13 protein-coding genes and 1 pseudogene are annotated in these 17,714 nt (G+C 68.3%); 4 read left to right on the plus strand and 10 right to left on the minus strand.

From position 1 onward, the window contains the following. The 6 genes from DN051_RS02745 to DN051_RS02770 all read right to left on the minus strand — a co-directional run bounded on the left by DN051_RS02745 (window position 1) and on the right by DN051_RS02770 (window position 6,461). Window positions 1-1,425, minus strand: a complete 1,425-nt coding sequence (locus DN051_RS02745) for an HtaA domain-containing protein (RefSeq protein WP_112437856.1) — start codon at window positions 1,423-1,425, stop codon at window positions 1-3. Next, window positions 1,422-2,366, minus strand: coding sequence for a hypothetical protein (locus tag DN051_RS46080; RefSeq protein ID WP_162624810.1), 945 nt, complete (start codon window positions 2,364-2,366; stop codon window positions 1,422-1,424). Before DN051_RS46080 ends, DN051_RS02745 begins: the two co-directional genes overlap by 4 nt. Further along, window positions 2,363-3,220 carry a heme ABC transporter ATP-binding protein gene (locus tag DN051_RS02755; protein ID WP_199314861.1) on the minus strand — a complete coding sequence of 286 codons (858 nt, stop codon included), beginning with the start codon at window positions 3,218-3,220 and terminating at the stop codon, window positions 2,363-2,365. Before DN051_RS02755 ends, DN051_RS46080 begins: the two co-directional genes overlap by 4 nt. Beyond that, on the minus strand, window positions 3,217-4,347 hold the full coding sequence (locus DN051_RS02760; protein ID WP_079000379.1) for a FecCD family ABC transporter permease: 1,131 nt from the start codon (window positions 4,345-4,347) through the stop codon (window positions 3,217-3,219). Before DN051_RS02760 ends, DN051_RS02755 begins: the two co-directional genes overlap by 4 nt. Further along, window positions 4,344-5,435 (minus strand): heme/hemin ABC transporter substrate-binding protein, encoded by a 1,092-nt coding sequence (locus tag DN051_RS02765; protein ID WP_234388660.1) that lies wholly within the window; start codon window positions 5,433-5,435, stop codon window positions 4,344-4,346. The genes DN051_RS02760 and DN051_RS02765 overlap by 4 nt, the downstream gene beginning before the upstream one ends. Before the next feature lie 372 nt (window positions 5,436-5,807). Continuing rightward, window positions 5,808-6,461, minus strand: coding sequence for a biliverdin-producing heme oxygenase (locus DN051_RS02770; protein ID WP_112437859.1), 654 nt, complete (start codon window positions 6,459-6,461; stop codon window positions 5,808-5,810). 362 nt (window positions 6,462-6,823) lie between these two features. On the opposite strand from DN051_RS02770, the gene DN051_RS47220 reads away from it, so the two are divergent. Beyond that, entirely contained in the window at window positions 6,824-9,820 is a 2,997-nt protein-coding gene (locus DN051_RS47220) for a hypothetical protein (RefSeq protein WP_162624811.1), read from the plus strand. A gap of 111 nt (window positions 9,821-9,931) precedes the next feature. Here DN051_RS47220 and DN051_RS02780 read toward each other — a convergent pair whose 3' ends face one another. Continuing rightward, on the minus strand, window positions 9,932-10,288 hold the full coding sequence (locus tag DN051_RS02780) for an ankyrin repeat domain-containing protein (protein ID WP_053756960.1): 357 nt from the start codon (window positions 10,286-10,288) through the stop codon (window positions 9,932-9,934). 747 nt (window positions 10,289-11,035) lie between these two features. Between DN051_RS02780 and DN051_RS02795 the strand changes: the two genes are divergently transcribed. Next, complete coding sequence (locus tag DN051_RS02795; RefSeq protein WP_112437863.1) at window positions 11,036-12,238, plus strand: cation:proton antiporter; 1,203 nt, start codon at window positions 11,036-11,038, stop codon at window positions 12,236-12,238. A gap of 117 nt (window positions 12,239-12,355) precedes the next feature. On the opposite strand, the gene DN051_RS02800 is transcribed toward DN051_RS02795, so the two are convergent. After that, window positions 12,356-12,883, minus strand: a complete 528-nt coding sequence (locus tag DN051_RS02800; RefSeq protein WP_199314863.1) for a protoglobin domain-containing protein — start codon at window positions 12,881-12,883, stop codon at window positions 12,356-12,358. Between the two features lie 1,411 nt (window positions 12,884-14,294). On the opposite strand from DN051_RS02800, the gene DN051_RS02810 reads away from it, so the two are divergent. Both DN051_RS02810 and DN051_RS02815 read left to right on the plus strand, forming a co-directional pair. Next, the gene (locus DN051_RS02810) at window positions 14,295-14,939 is read left to right on the plus strand and encodes a hypothetical protein (protein ID WP_246040878.1); all 645 of its coding nucleotides are present in this window, start codon (window positions 14,295-14,297) and stop codon (window positions 14,937-14,939) included. A 178-nt stretch (window positions 14,940-15,117) separates the two neighbouring features. Next, window positions 15,118-15,648, plus strand: coding sequence for an SMI1/KNR4 family protein (locus DN051_RS02815; RefSeq protein WP_246040880.1), 531 nt, complete (start codon window positions 15,118-15,120; stop codon window positions 15,646-15,648). An 864-nt stretch (window positions 15,649-16,512) separates the two neighbouring features. Here the strand turns inward: DN051_RS02815 and DN051_RS46340 are convergent. Further along, window positions 16,513-16,725: pseudogene (locus DN051_RS46340) on the minus strand (FAD-dependent oxidoreductase); the annotation flags it as partial. A 49-nt stretch (window positions 16,726-16,774) separates the two neighbouring features. Further along, window positions 16,775-17,521, minus strand: coding sequence for a hypothetical protein (locus tag DN051_RS02830; RefSeq protein WP_112437867.1), 747 nt, complete (start codon window positions 17,519-17,521; stop codon window positions 16,775-16,777). Between the last annotated feature and the right edge of the window lie 193 nt (window positions 17,522-17,714).

The following is a 17,714-nucleotide window of genomic DNA, read 5'->3' on the forward strand; positions in this document are numbered from 1 at the left end:
TCAGCTGAGTGCGGTGAGGGTGAGGGTGGTGGTGTAGGTGCCGGGTTCGGTGGTGCTGGGTACGCGCAGGTCGAGTGCGGCGCCGAGGGTGCCGGTGCCCTTGGTGTGTCCGGCGGTGGCGGAGGCGGTCAGGCCGTCTCCGGTGTCGATGCCGGGTGCCACCGGTGCTCCGGCCTGGGCTCCGGCGCCGTCGGTGAGGACGGCGGGGGTCCAGCCGAGGTACTTGCCGGACAGGCCGCCGGTGAAGTCGCCGGCCTGTCCGGAGACCGACCAGGCGGGGGCTGCGGCCCGGGTGTCGGTCACCTTGACGGGCTTGAGGTCACCGGTGGACTGGAGGTAGGCGCCCTTGTTGACCGCGTCGGTCAGTGTGACGGCACGGTCCGAGGCGTCGATGGTCCAGGTGAACTCACCGGCCTGCTCCGGAACCGTCGCCGTGATCGTCTGCTCGTTCTCCGACGGCACCGGGTCCGTGCTGTCGATGGTGTAGGCGACGGTGAGGGGGGTGGCGGGCTTGGCCCTGTCACGGGCACCACCCGAGGTGAACCAGTACGACGACTGACCCGTCAACTGCTGGAAGTCCACGAAGCTCTGCGGGAACGCACCCCAGTACGCCTCGTTCGAACCCGACTTCGCCGCCTGACCCGTCGTCCCCGCCGGAACCGTCACCGACTCCCCGAGATAATCCGGCGTGACCGTGAACCCCTGCGGACCCACCTCCACACCCGAAAGACTGGCCAACGTCACCGTGGTCTCCTCAAGCGGAACCCACTTGCCCGGATTATTCATATCCGCGCCATAACCCGAAGCCGTCGCCGTCAACGTCCCCGTGCCATCAGCCTTCACCGTCAACTTCGGATCCGACGCCGACCAATACGTCAGACCACCGTAGAACACCGACGTGAACGACCCCGACCACTCGATCGACGCCGTACCCGCAGCCGGATCCACCGAACCGGTGCCCTCACTGAACACCACCCGGTTGTGCGTCAGCGAACTCGTCGAACCCGCCGACACCGCAACACCGTTCGCATCCTGACACTTCGACGCCCACGACGGCTCCACGAACGAACCACCCGCATCGGGCTTCTCCACCCGCACATTGCCCGAACTCGCCGAATAGAAGCCGTCCGCCTGCGTCCACAAACGACTCGACCCCGTGTTCCCGGCCTTCCCCGCCGACAGGAAGTTGCACCCACCGAAGAAGGCACCACCCCCCTGCTCACCACTGAGCCCCCACGCGAACGACACACCCGACACCGACACCGAAGCCGCCGACGCCGACCCCGCCCCCACACACACCACACCCGCCACCGACAACGCACCCACCACCACACCAGCAACGGAGGTGATGACGCGCCGCACCGGGCCGACGCGGCAGCCGGAGTGGGCGGGGACGGCGCCCTCGGCTCTCACGGTCGTGTTCATGCCGTCTCCTCCTTGATACGCGTCGTGGCGCCGCGGCGCTTGCGGCGTCGGAGCAGCAGCCACAGCACGACCGTCCCGAAGGCCACCGCGGCGCCGATGGCCGGCGCACGGCCCGGTACGGAGGCCGATGAAGCGCTCACGACCGGGTCCGCTGCGACAGGTGCCGAAGGATCGCTGGTTGCCTTCGGCGGGGCGGCCGCCGACTCCGATGCCGCGGACGACGTGTTCGGCGCGGACGATCCGGCACTCGTGGGGGCCTTCGTCTCGTCGGACTGCTTCACGGCGGGTGCCGAGGTCGCGGGTGCGGCCTTCGTGGCCGGGGCAGACCCGTCCGGGACTGCGAAGTCGACCGGGGTGAAGCTCTCGTTGCCGGCGTTGCTCACACCGTGCGCGCCGATGGTGATCACTCCGCATTGCACCTTGCGGCAGTCGATCTGGCGGATGCTGCCGTCGCGGCCCTTGGCCGGGAAGACCGCGCCCGGTATCACCAGGGTCGCGTCCCAGGTCCCGTCCGCTTTGAGAGTGCCTCCGTTGGCGGCGTAGGCCGTCGGGTCGCCGGGGAAGGCCACGAACCGCTGGTAGCCGCGGTTGTCCTTGGTCTCGGAGTCCTGGACATAGACGTAGTCCTCACCGCTCTTGCCGCCCTGGCTGGGGCGCCAGTCACCGCTGACGGTGCCGAAGAGCACATAGACCCCGCCGAAACCGTTCTTGACCGACTGGAAGCCCGAGCCGTGCAGGCGAATCTTCGTGGCGTACTGGGGATCGGCGGTCCCCGGTGTCATGGTGACGCGGCCCGCGGCCGAAGCCGCCGGCGCGGTCACCACAGCGAGCGCCAGCGTGAGGAAAGCGGTCAGCGCGACGGCCGGCACCAGGCGCGGGCCGACTCGTGGCCGTGCCCCGGGGGATGCGACCGGAGAATCCGGAAAGGGCGTAGATGTCATGGGGTTCCTTTGCCAAGCCGTCTCGGTCCGACCATCACCGCGCCCGTGGCGGGATGCCGGAACACCTCGATGGGAAGCTGATAGACCTCTTCGAGCAGCCGCTCGGTCAGCACCTGCTCCGGCTCACCGCGCGCCACGAGCAGACCTGCGCTCAGCACCGCGATCTCGTCGGCGTAGGCAGCGGCCAGTTGCAGGTCGTGCAGGACGGCGAGGACCGCGTGCCCGCTGTCGGCGCAGGCGCGGGCGGTGACCATCAACTGCTCCTGGTGGCGCAGGTCGAGAGCGGCGGTGGGCTCGTCGAGCAGCAGGACGGGCGTCCGCTGGGCCAGGACTCGGGCGAAGGAGGCCCGGGCCTGTTCGCCTCCGGACAGCGTGGGGTACCGGCGGTGCGCGAACGCCGTCATGCCGGTCGCGTCCAGGGCTTCGGCGATCGCCTCCTCGTCCTCCTCCTCGGCGCCGGTGTCCGCCCAGGGCGCCCGGCCCATGGCGACGATGTCGGCCACGGTGAAGGGGAAGGACAGCACGGCCCGCTGCGGCAGGACGGCGCGGCGCCGGGCCGCTTCGGCCGGCCGGGCTTCCCCGGCGGCCAGGTCGCCGATCCGCACGCTGCCGCTGGTGGGTGGCTGGTCTCCGGCCAGCAGGGACAACAGGGTCGACTTTCCGGCGCCGTTGGGCCCCACCACGGCCAGGAACCGGCCGGCGGTCAGGTCGAGGTCCACGTCCCGCACGAGCCAGGTGCCGCCCATCCGCAGACCGAGTCCGCGTGCGGTCAGGGCGACGGTGCCGGGTGCGGGTGGTACGGGCAGGGGCCGGCCGCGGCCGGTGATCCGTTCCAGGACGGTCCGTCTGCTCATATCCATCCTCCCGCCCGGGCGCGGGTGTTGCGCAGCAGCCAGAAGAAGAAGGGGCCGCCCACCGCGGCGGTGAGCATGCCGATCGGGAGGTCGGCGTAGGCGATGGCGGTCCTGGCGACGACATCGGCCGCGGCGAGCAGCACGGCTCCGCCGAGCATGCTGGCCGGGATCAGGACACGGTGGCCGGGTCCGACCACCATCCGCACCAGGTGGGGTACGACCAGTCCGACGAAGCCGATGATGCCGCTGAAGGCGACGGCTGCCGCGGCCATGACGGCGATCAGCACGATCGAGGTCACACGGAGCCGTTCGACGTCGACCCCGAGATGCCGGGCCGCCCGGTCGCCCAGTGCGAGCAGGTCCAGCCGGCGTGCCAGCAGGCAGGCGCCGACGAGCCCGATGAGGGCGAACGGCGCGATGCTGAACACATACGTCCAGCGGCTTCCGTTGAGACTGCCCAACTGCCAGAAGACGATCTGGTCGCGGGCGGTCTGGGAGCCGAAGAACATGCAGAATGCCAGTCCGGCGCCGGCGACGGCGTTGATCGCGACGCCCGTCAGTACGAGGGTGACGACTTCGGTACGTCCGTTGGCGCGGGAGAACGCGTACACGAGGAGCACCGCGGTGAGTCCGGCGAGGAAGGCCGCGGTCGGCACGGTGAACTGGCCGAGGACGTCGAGGCCCGTGACGATGACGACCGCGGCACCGAGCGCCGCGCCGGCGGACACTCCCACGACTCCGGGTTCGGCCAGCGGGTTGCCGAAGACGCCCTGCATCAGGGCGCCGGCTGTCGCCAGTACGGCGCCGACGATCAGTGACATGGTGACGCGGGGCAGGCGGATCTGCCAGAGCGCGGATTCCGCGAAGGGGTCGTCGACGGGGTGGCCCAGACCGAGCGGTCCGGTGAGCCGTCGCAGGATGGAGGCGGCCACGTCGCCGAACCCGATGCCGTACTGGCCCAGTGCGGCTGAGCCGAGGCAGATCAGGATCAGGGCGATGCCGAGTCCGGCGAACAGAGCGACATGAGCCGCCCTGCCCCCGGGTGAGCCTGCGGCGCGGTCGTCCACGGGAGTCTTTCGCGCGGTGGTGCCGCTCTCATCGGTGGTTCGAGGTGCGGTGGTGGTCACGACACTGCTCCCTTGCCGCCGGCCGCCAGCGAGTCGGGCGCGTAGACGGCGCGTGCCAGCGCGTCCAGGACGTGTGCGGTCAAGGGGCCGAAGGACAGCATCTGGTAGTCGCTCATGTCCACGATGCGCCGGTGCTTTCCGGCCGGGGTCTGGGCGACACCGGGCAGGCCGAGTGCGCCGTCGACACCTCCGACGGAGCGGAGCCCTTCGCTCATCATGAAGATGATGTCCGGCTTGGCCTTCGCCATGGCCTCGGCGTTCAGCGGGGTGAAGCCCTTGATGCCGGCTTCGCTCGCCACGTCGACCGCGCGGAGCGCGGAGATGAGGGAGTCCGCACCCGTCCCCTTGCCGAAGAGGTAGTAGACGCCGGCTTGTCCGCGTGCGTAGAGGAACAGGACGCGCGGTCGGCGGGCGGGGTCGGCGGGGACGATCTCGCCGATCCGGGCCTTCTCGGCGGCGATGTCCGAACTCAGCCTGGAGCGCAGCTTCTTGCCTTCGGCCCGCACCCCCAGTGCGGCGGACACCTCGTCGACCAGGCTGCCTACGGTGCCCAGCGAACGCTGGGCGCTCACCACCACCACCGGGATACCGGAATCGCGGAGCTGGAGGACAGCGTTCCACGGCCCGAGCGTGGTGTCGGTGATGAGCACCGTCGGGCGCAGGGCCAGGATCGCCTCGGCGTTCAACTGGTGCCCGCCAGAGGTGACGAGCGGCAGCTTGTCGGCGGCCGGGAATCCCGTGGACTGGTCGCGTCCGACCAGCCGGTCGCCCATACCGAGGCCGTACACGGTGGCGGCGAGGCTGCCGTACAGGTCGAGTGCCAGGATTCTCTCGGCGCTGCGGACGGTGACCTTGGTGCCCTGCGTGTCGGTCACCGTGGCCGGCAGCACCGGACTCGCCTTCCGGGCGACCGGATCGATGTCCGCGTCGTCGATCGTCGCCGTCGACGGCCCGTTGTAGGTGCGGGGGTCGTCCAGCGGTCGCACCTGGTCCCAGGGAACGTTCTGGCCTTCGGCAACCGACCGGGGAGAGGCGCCGTCGTCCATTGCCCGGCAGCCGCTCAGCAGCAGCGGAATCGCCAACAGCACTCCGACGAGGGCACGTTGGCCTGCTGACGTGACCCTGCCCGGCATCAGGCCTCGGGCGGCACTGGACGCCGGTCCGGGGTCCGGGGGCTGGGGCTGGGGCTGTCTGTTGCCCGTCACAGGGCTGCCTCCAAAGTGGCGACGGGGCCGAATCAGGCCTCCGTCCGGTGTTCTTCGCGGCCTGGCCGCGGACGAGGTGGTACGGATTTCGGGCGTGCGGAGCCCACCCCAGGAGTGCCCTGAGCCGGGCATCCCCGCGTAAGTTAGGTAACCCTAACCTAAGTGATGTGGTCGCGATACGACAGGGATTGGAGCAGAACCGCGGTCGACGGCCGGCGGAGTGAGTGATGCGCGATCCCCGCCCTGCGGCCGATGTCAGGCGCTGAGCGGGAACAGCGCGTGCAGTTCGGCGAAGAGCAAACCGTTCAGAGCGAAGGCGGTGCGGCACTCCTCCACCACGCGCTGCTTTTCGAGGTCGTCCACCGGCAGAGCGTCCAGCAGGGCTCGGTACTCACGCCTGAACGCCGCGGGGTTGCCGATGCCCTCGAAGACATAGAGGCGGTCGCCGTCACCCTTGCGATCCAGGCTCCACGTCTTCTCCGCCACGCTCCGGACCACCTGACCCCCGGCGAGGTCTCCGAGGTACCGGGTGTAGTGATGCGCCACATAGCCGGCCGGCCACGTGGCGGCGACCTCGGCGATCCGGGCCGCGTAACGGCGGGTCGCGGGCAGCGGCTCGACGCGGTCGCGCCAGTCCTCCCCGAGGAAGTGCCTCAGGTCTCTTTCCAGTTCGGCGAACCTCATCAGTTCCGGCTTGACGAACGGGCCGGCGACCGGATCCCCGCTCAGCAGGTCGGCGGCGTCCTCCAGCGCACGGTAGACGAAGAGCAGCTGTTCCGAATAGCGGACGTAGGCGCCCACTCCGGACCGGCCGCTCAGCAGGTTGCTGATGAACGGCGCGTCGTTGACTTCGGCGTGCCGATCCTGGGTGGCGGTGCGAATGACCGATGAGAACACCGGTGTTGACAACGTTGCCTCCTTGGCAGTGCCCGCCCGCCAGCTTGCAACTTAGGTCTACCTAAGTCAACGCCTTGCCGACGTTCTGTCGGCATGATAGTTAGATTAGGCTTACCTAAGCGAGCCAGGTTCTGGCGTCGATGTTATCCGGTACGAACATCGTCCAGAAGGGGAGCAAAGGGGGGCTTTCCGGGACGCCATCATGACGCCTGGAGGCTCCCCGGCTCCCGGGGTCGGACAACGCTGTCGACCCTCTCGGCGAAGCCGCGGTGCCGCCTCCGGTCCAGGGCCGACAGGCGCACCGCACCACGGGGCCGGGGCGGAACCCACGACCCCGGCATCAGCCGATTCCCCTGCTACGAGCGGACTTCACTGTGCGTTCCAGACCTCTCCCGGCCCGAATAGCCGTCGGGCTCGTGGCCGCCGCCGCGGCACTCGCGGTCGCGGCCCCCTCCCCCGTCCCACTCCAGTCGGTCGCGGCACAAGCGACGGCGGCCGGGTCCACCGGCGCCGACAGCTCCTCCCTCGCGGTCCTCGCCGCGGCCTCCGACCCGGCGTTCGTGACACAGCCGCAACCGCAGACAGTGCCGGACGGCGGATCGGTGACCTTCTCCGTCGACTTCCCCGGCGCCCTGCACTACACCTGGTTCCGCACGGACGCCGAAGGCAGCGTCCCGATTCCCAACAGCAACGCCCCCAGCTACACCTTCACGGCCGACCACTCGGACAACGGAGCGACCTACTCGGTCCGGGTCTTCGACCGAAACGCCGCCCAGCACCGGTCCGACGAAGCACGGCTCACCGTCACACCGGTAGCCGCCTCCATCGCCGAACCCCCGCACGACACCTCGGTCCTGGCCCACCACCGAGCGCGGTTCACCGTCACCGCCGCCGGTACCGGACCGTTCTCGTACCAGTGGCAGCGCCAGGCCGACGGGCAGGGGACCTGGTCGGACATCGCCGGCGCGACGAGCGACACGCACTCCTTCAAGAGCGCCCCCGGCGACAACGGCGCCCGCTACCGAGCCGTCGTCGACAACGACCACGGCCCCTCCACCACCTCCGCGCCGGCCACGCTCAGCGTGATCTCCGGTGGCGGCAGCCTGGAGCCCGTCGAGCGCGCCAGCCTGGAATGGGGCGTCAACAACATCTACCAGGGCGGCAACCCGGCCAACGCGGACTGCAACTTCTTCTCGGCCGGCACGCAGCAGGAGTTCCGGGCGCAAAAGGGTGACGTACGCATCATCCACCGCGCCACCGACGGCTCCGCACACGGCATCTCCAACGCCACGAAGTGCATTCCGAGTTCGCAGGCGCAGCTGAATCAGCGGGCCCTGTTCACCAACGGCACCGGGACGGCCAACTCCGCCACCGGCGAGGCGACCATCGAGTGGAAGGGCGCCTTCACCGCGAACGCCTACGCCGGCATGGTCACCTGGTACCTGGAGGACCCGACCCTCACCATCGCCGAGGACGGCACCGGCAGGCTCACGGCCACCAGCGGCGGCACCGGCTCCAGCAGGGACAACCCCGGCGAGACCGAACCGGTCCCCCCGCGAGGCGTCACTGTCGCAACGTTCTCCGAGGTACGCCTGAACACCACGGCCGGACCGGACGGCGGGGTACAGATCTCCCCGGAGTTCTCCGGAGTCGACTACTTCCCCCTGACCGACGGCGTCCGCTCCACCACCTCCGCGATCCCCACCGAGGTGAAGGAGGCGGTGCCGGACTGGGGTTCCTGGCCGGAGTCGTTCGTCGACTTCCAGTACGAGACAGGTCTGTCCAGCTACTGGCACACCAGCGGCCTGGGCGCCGACCCGGACAAGCCGCCCTTCGACCTGACCGTGCTGTTCAACTCGGCCCCCGACGTCAAGAACGTCCCCGTCATCCTCGCCAACCCCTCCACCACGGGCACCGCCCCCTACGTCGAGGGCCGCGACCTCAGCATCACCGCGGACATCGACGGTGAAGCGGACCTGCAGTGGCAGCGGTCGGGCTCCGCCGCAGGCGCGTGGACGGATGTCGAAGGAGCCCGCGAGGAAACCCTGACCATCCCGAACCTTGGCTCCTCCTGGAACAACAACCGGGTGCGCATCGTGGCGACCAACAGCGAGGGCGAGGCCGTCTCCGGGGCACTGACCGTCACCACGGCCCCGTACTCCGTCCCCACCTTCTCCCAGCCGCCACGCGATCTTCTGGCCGTCCAGGGAACCAAGGCCGTCGTGCCCTTCCGAGTCACCGGCAACCCGCCCGTGGACAGCAAGAAGATCGTCCTGGAACGCAGCGACGACCAGGGAGCCTCATGGCAACGCTGGGCCGGCGCCGAGTACTCCGAGCCCCTCGCGGGCCAGAAGCAGCAGTTCGCGATCGCGTCGATCCCGCGCAGCGCCGACGGAACCCTGGCCCGTGTCGTCGCGGTCAACGTCGAAGGCACCGAGACGGTATCCGATCCCTTCTCCGTCCGGGTCTTCCGCAGCACCGGCAAGCCGCAGCTGGTGGTCGTACCCGACGCCCCCGTGGATCCGGACGCCACGACGAAGCTCACCGTCCTCGGCGCGGGCTTCGACGTGCCCGACTGGGCGAGCCCCACACTCACCTACTCACTCGACGTCGGCCTGTTCGACGCCGAGGTGTGGCAGCCCGGCCGAACCGGCACGCGCAACTGGATCGCGACCTCACCGGACAGCGTGAGCGGGCAGATCCACCACGGAGTGATGCAGCAAAGCGGAGGCGCCTTCACGATCGGTCTGACCGTTCCGGCCGGCCGGCTCGTCCCCGGACACCGCTACGGAGTCGGCGCCTTCCTACGCCTCACCGACATCACCAACTGGCAGGACACCTTCGACAACCGGTCCCTCGACGCCTGGAGCGCGGTACCGCTGACCACTGATCCGGACTCGTCGGAGAACGAGCAGACGATCACGGCGACGGTTCCGGAGCAGGCCGGTGAGTTCACCTGGACCATCGACGCCTCGGACCGTGCCGTCACAATGACCGACGCGGTCAACAAGGGCGCCTACCTCCAGTCCACCGGTGACCTCAAGCCCGTCAAGGTGACCGACACCCGGGCCGCAGCCCCCGCCTGGTCGATCTCCGGCCAGGCCGGCGACTTCACCGGCGGCCTGTCCGGCAAGTACCTCGGCTGGACCCCCGCCGTCCTCACCGACGGCGCCGGAGCCCATGCCGGAACACCGGTGGCACCCGGCATCGACACCGGAGACGGCCTGACCGCCTCCGCCACCCTCGGCTCCGCCACCGCCGGACACACCAAGGGCACCGGCACCCTCGGCGCCGCACTCGACCTGCGCGTGCCCACCACCACCGAACCCGGCACCTACACCACCACCCTCACCCTCACCGCACTCAGCTGACCGAGCGCGCCCCGGATCGCCGGGGCGCACGAAACAAGGGTCTCGCCGGTCCACACCAGGACCGGCGGGACCCTGAGTGCGTTCCGGATCAGGTCCCGCACTTCCGTGCCGTCACGAGTGTCGCCGGCACGCCTGTCTGTCAGCGCGGCCTCGCTCGCCGATGTGGCGCTGCAACAGCTGGACCGCCAGGTCATGGCCGTACGCAAGGGCAATGCCCAGGGGCGTCTGCCCGTCAGGCCCCGGAAGTCGAGGGTCAGCACCGAAGGCCAAGAGCACCGCGGTGGTGTGCACAGTCAGCGGGCCGCCCCTCTGCAAGGCGCCATCGCCCTCCGCGTCGATGGCATGAATCAGGAGCGTCAAGTTGTCGCACACCTCATCAGGGTCGACCCCCTCGGCCAGCAACTGCGCCAGGATCTCTGCGTCCTCGTTCTCCACCGCCTGATGGGCCGGCGTCCAGGTGTTCTCCACGGCGGCAGTCAACCAACACGGCACCGCACCGGCCAGCGAGTTTCCCCGCCCCTGATTGCCTGCACTTCGACTTGGATGACGAGACACTGTGGAACCCGTCGAACGGTGCCGACCGTCGCTTGCTTCAGCAAGTCGAAGTCTTCGAGCAACGCGCATCCGGTGGACACCACGACGGTTACTCCGCTACCAGTGCCCGCACGATGGTGCTCCGCCCGAGCGAGATCGCGGCTCTCACCTGGATACCTCCTCCCGGAACCTCGGCTCCGGATCAGTAGATGCTGCGGTGGCCGAGGACATCACCCTCGTCGAGCCGCCGACGCCCTTCGGCCCGAACATGTGTCCTGCCTCATGAATACCGACGGAGCGGACATCGAATACGTTCGAGCAGTTGCTGGCCGCCTGGTTGGTGAAGTCGTCGTGGCAAGGCCTCAGAGCAGGTGAGAGCGACAACGCCGTTCTTGAGACGGACGCAGCCGAGGCATCCCTGCGGAGCTTCGAGCCCCGTCGACGAAACGTAGTCATACGACTTCACCCCGCACCTACCGCACATCCCCACGCGCCGGCGTGGGCCGTTCCCGGAGCCAAGCGGATGCGGCACGGCTCTCCGCGTGTGCATGGTGGAGTCGTCCGGGGCCCTGATCCTGGCGCCATGCCGATCCCCCACGACGTCCTGCGGACCCGTATCGGGGTCGAAGTGGTCGGAGTGCAGGACGCTGTCGGCAACGGCGCGAGAATTCCGGAGCCGCCATGTCGTACGACAACTTGGTCATCGTTCTCGCAGTGGCGGCAGGCGTTCCCTTCCTCCTCGCCCTGATCCCCCGCGTTCCCCTCCCAGGTCCAGTACTCGAAATCGTGGCCGGGATCGTGCTGGGCCCATCGGTGCTGAATGTGGTGCAGGTGGACGCCACCGTTCAGGCCCTGTCGATCATCGGGCTGAGCTTCCTGCTGTTCCTCGCCGGGCTCGAGATCGACACCCGGCACCTACGCGGACCCGCGGCCCGCCTCGTGGGCATCGGCCTGGTGGCGTCGCTGGCGCTGGCCGGAGCCGCCGGCTGGCTGCTTCACGCTGCCGGGCTGGTCGAGAGCCCCCTGCTGATCGGCACCGCGCTGGTGGCCACCTCGTTGGGGCTCCTGGTACCGATCCTCAAGGACGCCGGAGCGGTCGAACGGCCTGTCGGCAGACTGACCATCGGCGGCGCCTCGGCAGGCGACATCAGCGCGGTCGTGCTGCTGTCGCTCTTCTTCTCCGAACACGCCTCGGGTACGGCGTCCAGGCTGCTCCTCCTGCTCGGTCTCGCCTGCCTGGCGGTACTCGTCGTGGTCGTCTCCGTCCGTGCGGGCCGTTCCATGGCGGTGTCCCGGACGGTGGTGGAGATGGCGGACACGAGTGCTCAGGTACGGATCCGCCTGACGATGGTCCTCGTCGTCGGCCTGTCCGCGATCGCCCTTCACCTCGGATTCGAGGCCATCCTCGGTGCTTTCGTCGCGGGCGTCGTGCTACGGCTGGTCGACCCCGATGCGAATCGGACCCATCCCCAGTTCCACGTCAAACTCGAAGGCCTCGGATACGGGTTCCTCGTGCCGATCTTCTTCGTGACGAGCGGGATCCAGTTCGACCTCACAGCGCTGTTCGCCGACACCGAGACGGTACTCAGGGTGCCCATGTTCCTCGCCGCGCTCCTTGTCGTGCGCGGACTGCCCGCGCTCGTCTACCGCGCAGCCGGCCTCTCACGTGCCGAGGTCGCGGCCAGCGGTCTCCTGCAGGCGACGTCGCTCCCCTTCATCGTGGCCACGACGATGATCGGCCTGAGGCTGGACGTGATCCAGCCTGCCGACGCAGCTGCGCTGGTCGCCGCGGGTTTGCTGTCCGTGGTCCTGTTCCCTCCGATGGCACTGCTCTTGCTGAACCGAGCACGGAAAGCTCCGGCAGCCGGCCGTGGACGAGGGTGAGGAGGGGCGGGCTGCGCCAACGCCGCCGGCGTCGCCAAGAACGCATCACTCGGACGGGGTCCGTGACCTGCTTGGGTGAACGCCTCGCGTTACCGGCCTGCGGGAAGTACGGCGTGGCTACCAGCCGTGGGACACGTAGGGCCGCGTCCACAGGGCGACCTGCAACGTGACGGCCTTGAACCACGCCTGATGCATCGCCTCCACCTCGTCTTCGGAGTGACCGCCGGCGGTCAAGAAGGGCCGAACCGTGGCGGTGATGGGATAGATGAAGGCGACCAAGTAGCGCATCGCCACGTTCGGCACCGACTCCACGTGGTCCGTCTGGTTCTTCTTCGCAGGGGTGTGACGCAGCGCGATCTCGTCCTGGTAGGTGAGCCAGGTGGTGTCGTACGGGCGTGTGCAGGTGTCCTCGATCCACTTGCCGAAGCGGGGGCGCACGGCGTCCAGGTAAGCACCGATGGGCTGCCCCTCGGGTGTGGAGAAGTAGGCGACGAGATGTTCGTGCGAGCCCACGAACCCGTACCATACGTCGAGAATGCTTTCGACCTGATCCTTCAGGACAGACCACGCCTGGCGCAGAGCCGCTTCATCGGCCTCGGTGAACAGGACCGAGGCCTTCAGCTTTTCGAGGTCGTCAACGGTCACCGGTGACAGTGGGAGTGCAGAGTCGCCGTACTGGTATCCCGGAGGGACCGAGGTGCTCATTTCTTCCTCCAAGGTCACAGAAGATCTCTGGTGAGCCTAGGAGCGCCTGCCTGATCGCTGCCATCGCTGGCAGCCATTCGTGGTCCCGGGAGCGTCTGGCCGATCCGTCACCCCCCGGCCACCGGCAGGGGGGTCGGACACACGGCAAGGGCCGATCAGGTCAGCCGCACCAGTCGATCGCGCACCGGGGTACAGCACATGGATCGGGGCGGCCACCCACACCATGCCAGCCGGCCCCGTCCTCGAAGTGGCGATCCGAACCCGAGTGACGAGCATCGAACTCACGCTCTCAGCTTGGGAAGATCGGGTTCTCTGACCCGATGGAGCCTTGCTGCTGACCGCGCTTTAGAGGTGTCCATTTCTCCGTCGTACGCCGCCCGAGTGCCGGCTGTTCCACGTGGCTTCCCCAACTTGTGCGCCCCGTTCACGCCCTTGCAGCCGTGCCGCACAGCGCTGATCGTGTTCTGCAGGGGGCGTCGCAACAACAGCAGGGGGCTCAGTGGAACGCAGGCTGGACGGCACGATCGGCTGGTTATTGCTGACTCTGGCGGTAGTGCTGCATCGGACAATGGCAGGTGCTGCAGCCCGAGAGCGATTGCAGCAGCGACGTAACACAGCACTGCGTGCGGCACGCCGCCGGGGCGTGGCGGTGCCGGAAATCGCAACGCGGCTGGGCCTCTCGGAAGGGTGGGTAAGGCAGGTGCTGAACGGGAAGAGGCCACCGCCGGTGGAAGAAGTGGCGTAGGCGGGCACGCCCACAGGCCCTCGCCTGCGAAAGGGCTCGCCGTCTCCGGCCGACACCACTAGGGCGACGGGCACTGCAGGGCCACATCAACCCGAGCAGCGGGACGACCCCGCGCCCCTGGCAAACGCGCCGCCGCCGCACGGGGACGCCGTGCAGCACCGTCCGCAGACGATGCGTGGACGCAGCGGATCAGGCCGATTCTGTAGGCGCAGGGAGGGCGGGACAGCGGTCAAACGTCTCGTGGGCGTCAGGCACGAACGCTTGGTGGACCTGACCCGCTGGTGTTGGCGCGGCTGGGCGAAGGATGTGGACGGATGCGATCATGAGCGTGTCCTGTTCATTCGCCCGCGAGGTGATTTCTTGAGGAAGGTGGCACTGCGTACCCACGCTCTGTTGCCTCGGCAGTACGACCACCAGAGGGTCCTGGCGACCACAGTGGACGCCTGGGGCCGAGCCCTTTGGCTGATCTGCCCCGATGCGGAACTCCGTCCGAGTTCGTACGGCAGGCCCCACCCTCAGCCCCGCACCAGTCCTTACGATGCACTTCTGGTCATCGACAGCGGCGGCGCAATCCGGGAACACTCCTTGCACGACGTGAGCTTGAGGGTGACCGACCTGGACGCACTGCCGAATGGCCGGTTCATCCTGCAAGGCTACGGTGCCACAGAGGATCAGAACGCACAGATCTACTGTACGGATGGGCGACGCCGCCACAGTTTCGCGATCGGGTCGGCGGTCGAGTTTCTGATGGCAGACCGGCGGCACCAAATATGGACGGCCTACTTCGATGAAGGCGTCCACGTCGACCCGATCAGCGCCGCGGGACTGGTGCGCTGGGACAGCGGCGGGAACCAGCGATGGAGGTACACGCCTCCGGAGGGCATCGAGTACATCGATACGGTCTATGCCTTCAACGTCGACGACGACGTCGCATGGGCCTGCTACTACCCGACATTTCCCTTGCTCGAAGCCCGGACCAACGGTGAGATTCGGCTCCGGAAGACCCCTGTGGTCGCTCCCGCGGGTATGGCCGTGCACCGAGAGCAGATCATGATGCTCGGTGGCGGCCGGCAACCAGATCGCCTGCATCATTGCCGTATGACAGAGCACGAGGCCTTGCTGGTCGAGGAAGCCTGCCTCACCCTCCCCAACGGCGCTCCCCTCAAGCGGTGCGCATCCCCTGTCGGACGAGGCCGGCACTTGTACTTGCGTGGTACATCGCCCAGACAGTGGTACGTGACGGGTATATGAGCGGCTGCAATCCTTCCGGGGCTTCGAGATGTCGGCACAATGTGGCACAGCGCATTGGTGTTCCGCGAGTGGCACGCCGCTGCTCAGCGGCTTGCCTCAGGGTTCGTCACGACGAGCAGGACACGCAGAGAGTCGTTGGCGCAGGCGGGGTCGCTAGCAAGCAGGGCGAGGATCCGCGATGACTCACCAGTCGCTTTCGCCCGCCTGGCTGGCCTCGTGGGTGAGCCGCGTCTCCGAACCTCTTACTGCCATGACAGACGAGTTCGAGCGCCGGCACGGCTTTCCCCCAGGCACCAATGCGGTCCGGCCGACCGATCACGACGATCGGGCCGCAGCCCGCACGCTTGCCCGAATGACTCTCGTTCCTGCCGATCTGGTCACCTTCTACGACAGCATCGGCGAACTCACTTGGGAGGACGTCGGTAACGGCTACTTCATCGATCCCCCAGGCGCTGTCCTTCTGCTGCTCAAGGACTGCGGCGCAGTCGATGTCGACACGGACCATAGGGCCAGTGGCCTGGCCATCGGCTCGAACGGTGGGGGCCTGTCCTATGTCGTCGGCCCAGGTGGGGTCGTCTACCGGACCCGGACGGCGTCGCTGGACACACCCGAGGTCGACAGAGTGGCTGATGACCTGCGCCATTTTCTGGAACTGTTGGAGCAGTCCCTGACACAGTTCATTGCCAACGGCGAGCCTGGACATCTGTAGGGCGGTTCTCCTCGGTTCTGCATTGCGCGAGCAGTTATGGCCGTTTCGGGTTGGACACCCCTGTCCAGTACGGCTCCGCCCTACTGCGCGGCTTGTCGAGACGTTGTTCAGGCTGGGCTGACTCCGTTCTCAGATCTCAGCCGGCCCTTCCGGGTTCGTGTATTCGAGTAGTGCTCGTCGGGGTGACCATGAGAGATTCCAGCGTATGACGACTTGAAGACCACACGCCGGACGGCAGCGCTGGGTCAAGGACGGAAGCTGGGACACCGTCGTGGAGGGGGACCGGCGAATCTGCGCCGCGTGCGGGACGGCCGTCCGCTCCTACCGATTCCGGTTCCATCCACCTGAGTCCTCGTTGTTCGAGCGAGCTGTGGCTCTGGCCTGGTGTCCCGGGTGTCGGATCTACTCCGGTGCGATGGTGCACGTTCCCCGGACAGTCGTCCTCGCCGACGCTCTGACATCCCTCTCCCCGGTCCAGCGTGAACGACTGCTCCGCAAAGAAGCGGCGTTGATCGATTTCCTGAACAGACAAACCAGCGCGTGAGCCCCTCACTCAGAGGGCATCGAGCCCGCACACTCGGAGCCTCTGCCGCTGCGCGAGCCGGAGGCGGCCGTGTGGGCGGCGGCCTCCGGAGTGCGGTGGATCCGCGCCGCCCCGGCTGTGGCACCGGCCAGGCGGCAGGGTCCCCGGCGCGGGATCACGGCGAGACACACGGACGGATGTGCGCTGGGCCCGTAACGCGTCAGGCGCGGGCCACCGCGATGGAGACGGCCATGCGGTCGCCCGCCTCGTAGATCATGTAGGTGACGCCCCGGTCGGTGCCGAAGGACGGGGACGCCGCGCGGCCGGTGTCGGGGGCTGTGGGACTCGGCGGCGACCGGCCGGTGCTCGGTGAGGACGGTCAGCCGGCCGGCCGCCTGATGTGGGACGAGCATGCTCTCGAGCACTGCCAGGGCGACGCGTGGCTCGTGGCACAGCTTGCTGACCCGGCCCGCACCCGGGTTCAGGTCCGCCAGCGCCAGCGCCTCGGACCGCAGCGGATACCACTGGCGGTAGTACGCCCGGAGGCCCTCTCTTGATCAACTATCGACGGCTGCGTGTCACCAACGTGGTGGCTGAGCACAGCTAGCGCAACCCCATCCTGTCCACGACGTGGGTCGCGAGCGTCCAAGCCGCCTCGTCCTCAATGCCGTCCGTGGCGGATACGTCGTCGGCTCTCAACCGGTCGGCTATCTCCTGGCCGAGGGTTTCCGCTTCTGCGAAAGAGATACGGCTGGCCAGCCCTCGCAACCACTCCGTCACCAGACCAATGCAATACCGGTTGGGCCAGGGTTTGTCGTCGGCCGGCAATGCCAGAAGTTTGATCGCCGCTGCCAGGCGGGCCAGCGGTGAGTCGTGACCATCCAAGATCAGCCCAAGTTCGTTCGGCCGGAGCAATTGGCCGTCTGGGGCCACGCGGACGGCTGGTAGCGGGTGACGCGCGACCGCGGTCAACGCAAGGCTCCGGTCGCCCAGGCCGAAGCCAACATGCACACGCGACGCATGGTCGGGATCGTCGACGCACACCACGACACGTTGCGAGCCGGATACCACCGTCCGGTTGACCCACCGGGTGAGGTTCTCCAGGTCGGCCACGCACACCCGTGACCCCTCCACGTTCAGCACCCCGTCAAAGACGACGTCGCCGATGACAGGCATGGCGCCGTGCCAGATCGATACCCGGGTGAGCGCGCTCTGCCCGCGCGTCCGGACGACGATGTGCTTGCCGTTGCTACAAGCCGGAGCGTCGTCCCAGTCCAGCTCTGGAGGATCGGTGGATCCGATGAAGACCACTGGATGATTCGCGTAGATGTCCACCGCTCCAACCAGCACGATGCCCCTCCTGATCTGCTGAGATGCGCAGAGAGTACCGCCACGCGTCGCTGAGGTCGGGGGACCGGCTTTGCACGGGAGCTGCCATGGGGCGGGAGATCGTGGCCCGTACGCCGGCCGCGAATCGGGCTGGCTCCTGGCCTGCCTGCAGTAGCCCGATGTGGGCCCCGATCTTCGAGGCTCGCCCCATGGT

This window comes from Streptomyces cadmiisoli (assembly GCF_003261055.1).
Lineage (GTDB): Bacteria > Actinomycetota > Actinomycetes > Streptomycetales > Streptomycetaceae > Streptomyces > Streptomyces cadmiisoli.

Bases quoted from the DNA above. Each gene is read 5' to 3' on its own strand.
- DN051_RS02755 (WP_199314861.1), bottom strand. From the start codon at position 3,220: ATGAGCAGACGGACCGTCCTGGAACGGATCACCGGCCGCGGCCGGCCC.
- DN051_RS02795 (WP_112437863.1), top strand. From the start codon at position 11,036: ATGTCGTACGACAACTTGGTCATCGTTCTCGCAGTGGCGGCAGGCGTT.
- DN051_RS46080 (WP_162624810.1), bottom strand. From the start codon at position 2,366: ATGACATCTACGCCCTTTCCGGATTCTCCGGTCGCATCCCCCGGGGCA.
- DN051_RS02745 (WP_112437856.1), bottom strand. From the start codon at position 1,425: ATGAACACGACCGTGAGAGCCGAGGGCGCCGTCCCCGCCCACTCCGGC.
- DN051_RS02815 (WP_246040880.1), top strand. From the start codon at position 15,118: ATGACTCACCAGTCGCTTTCGCCCGCCTGGCTGGCCTCGTGGGTGAGC.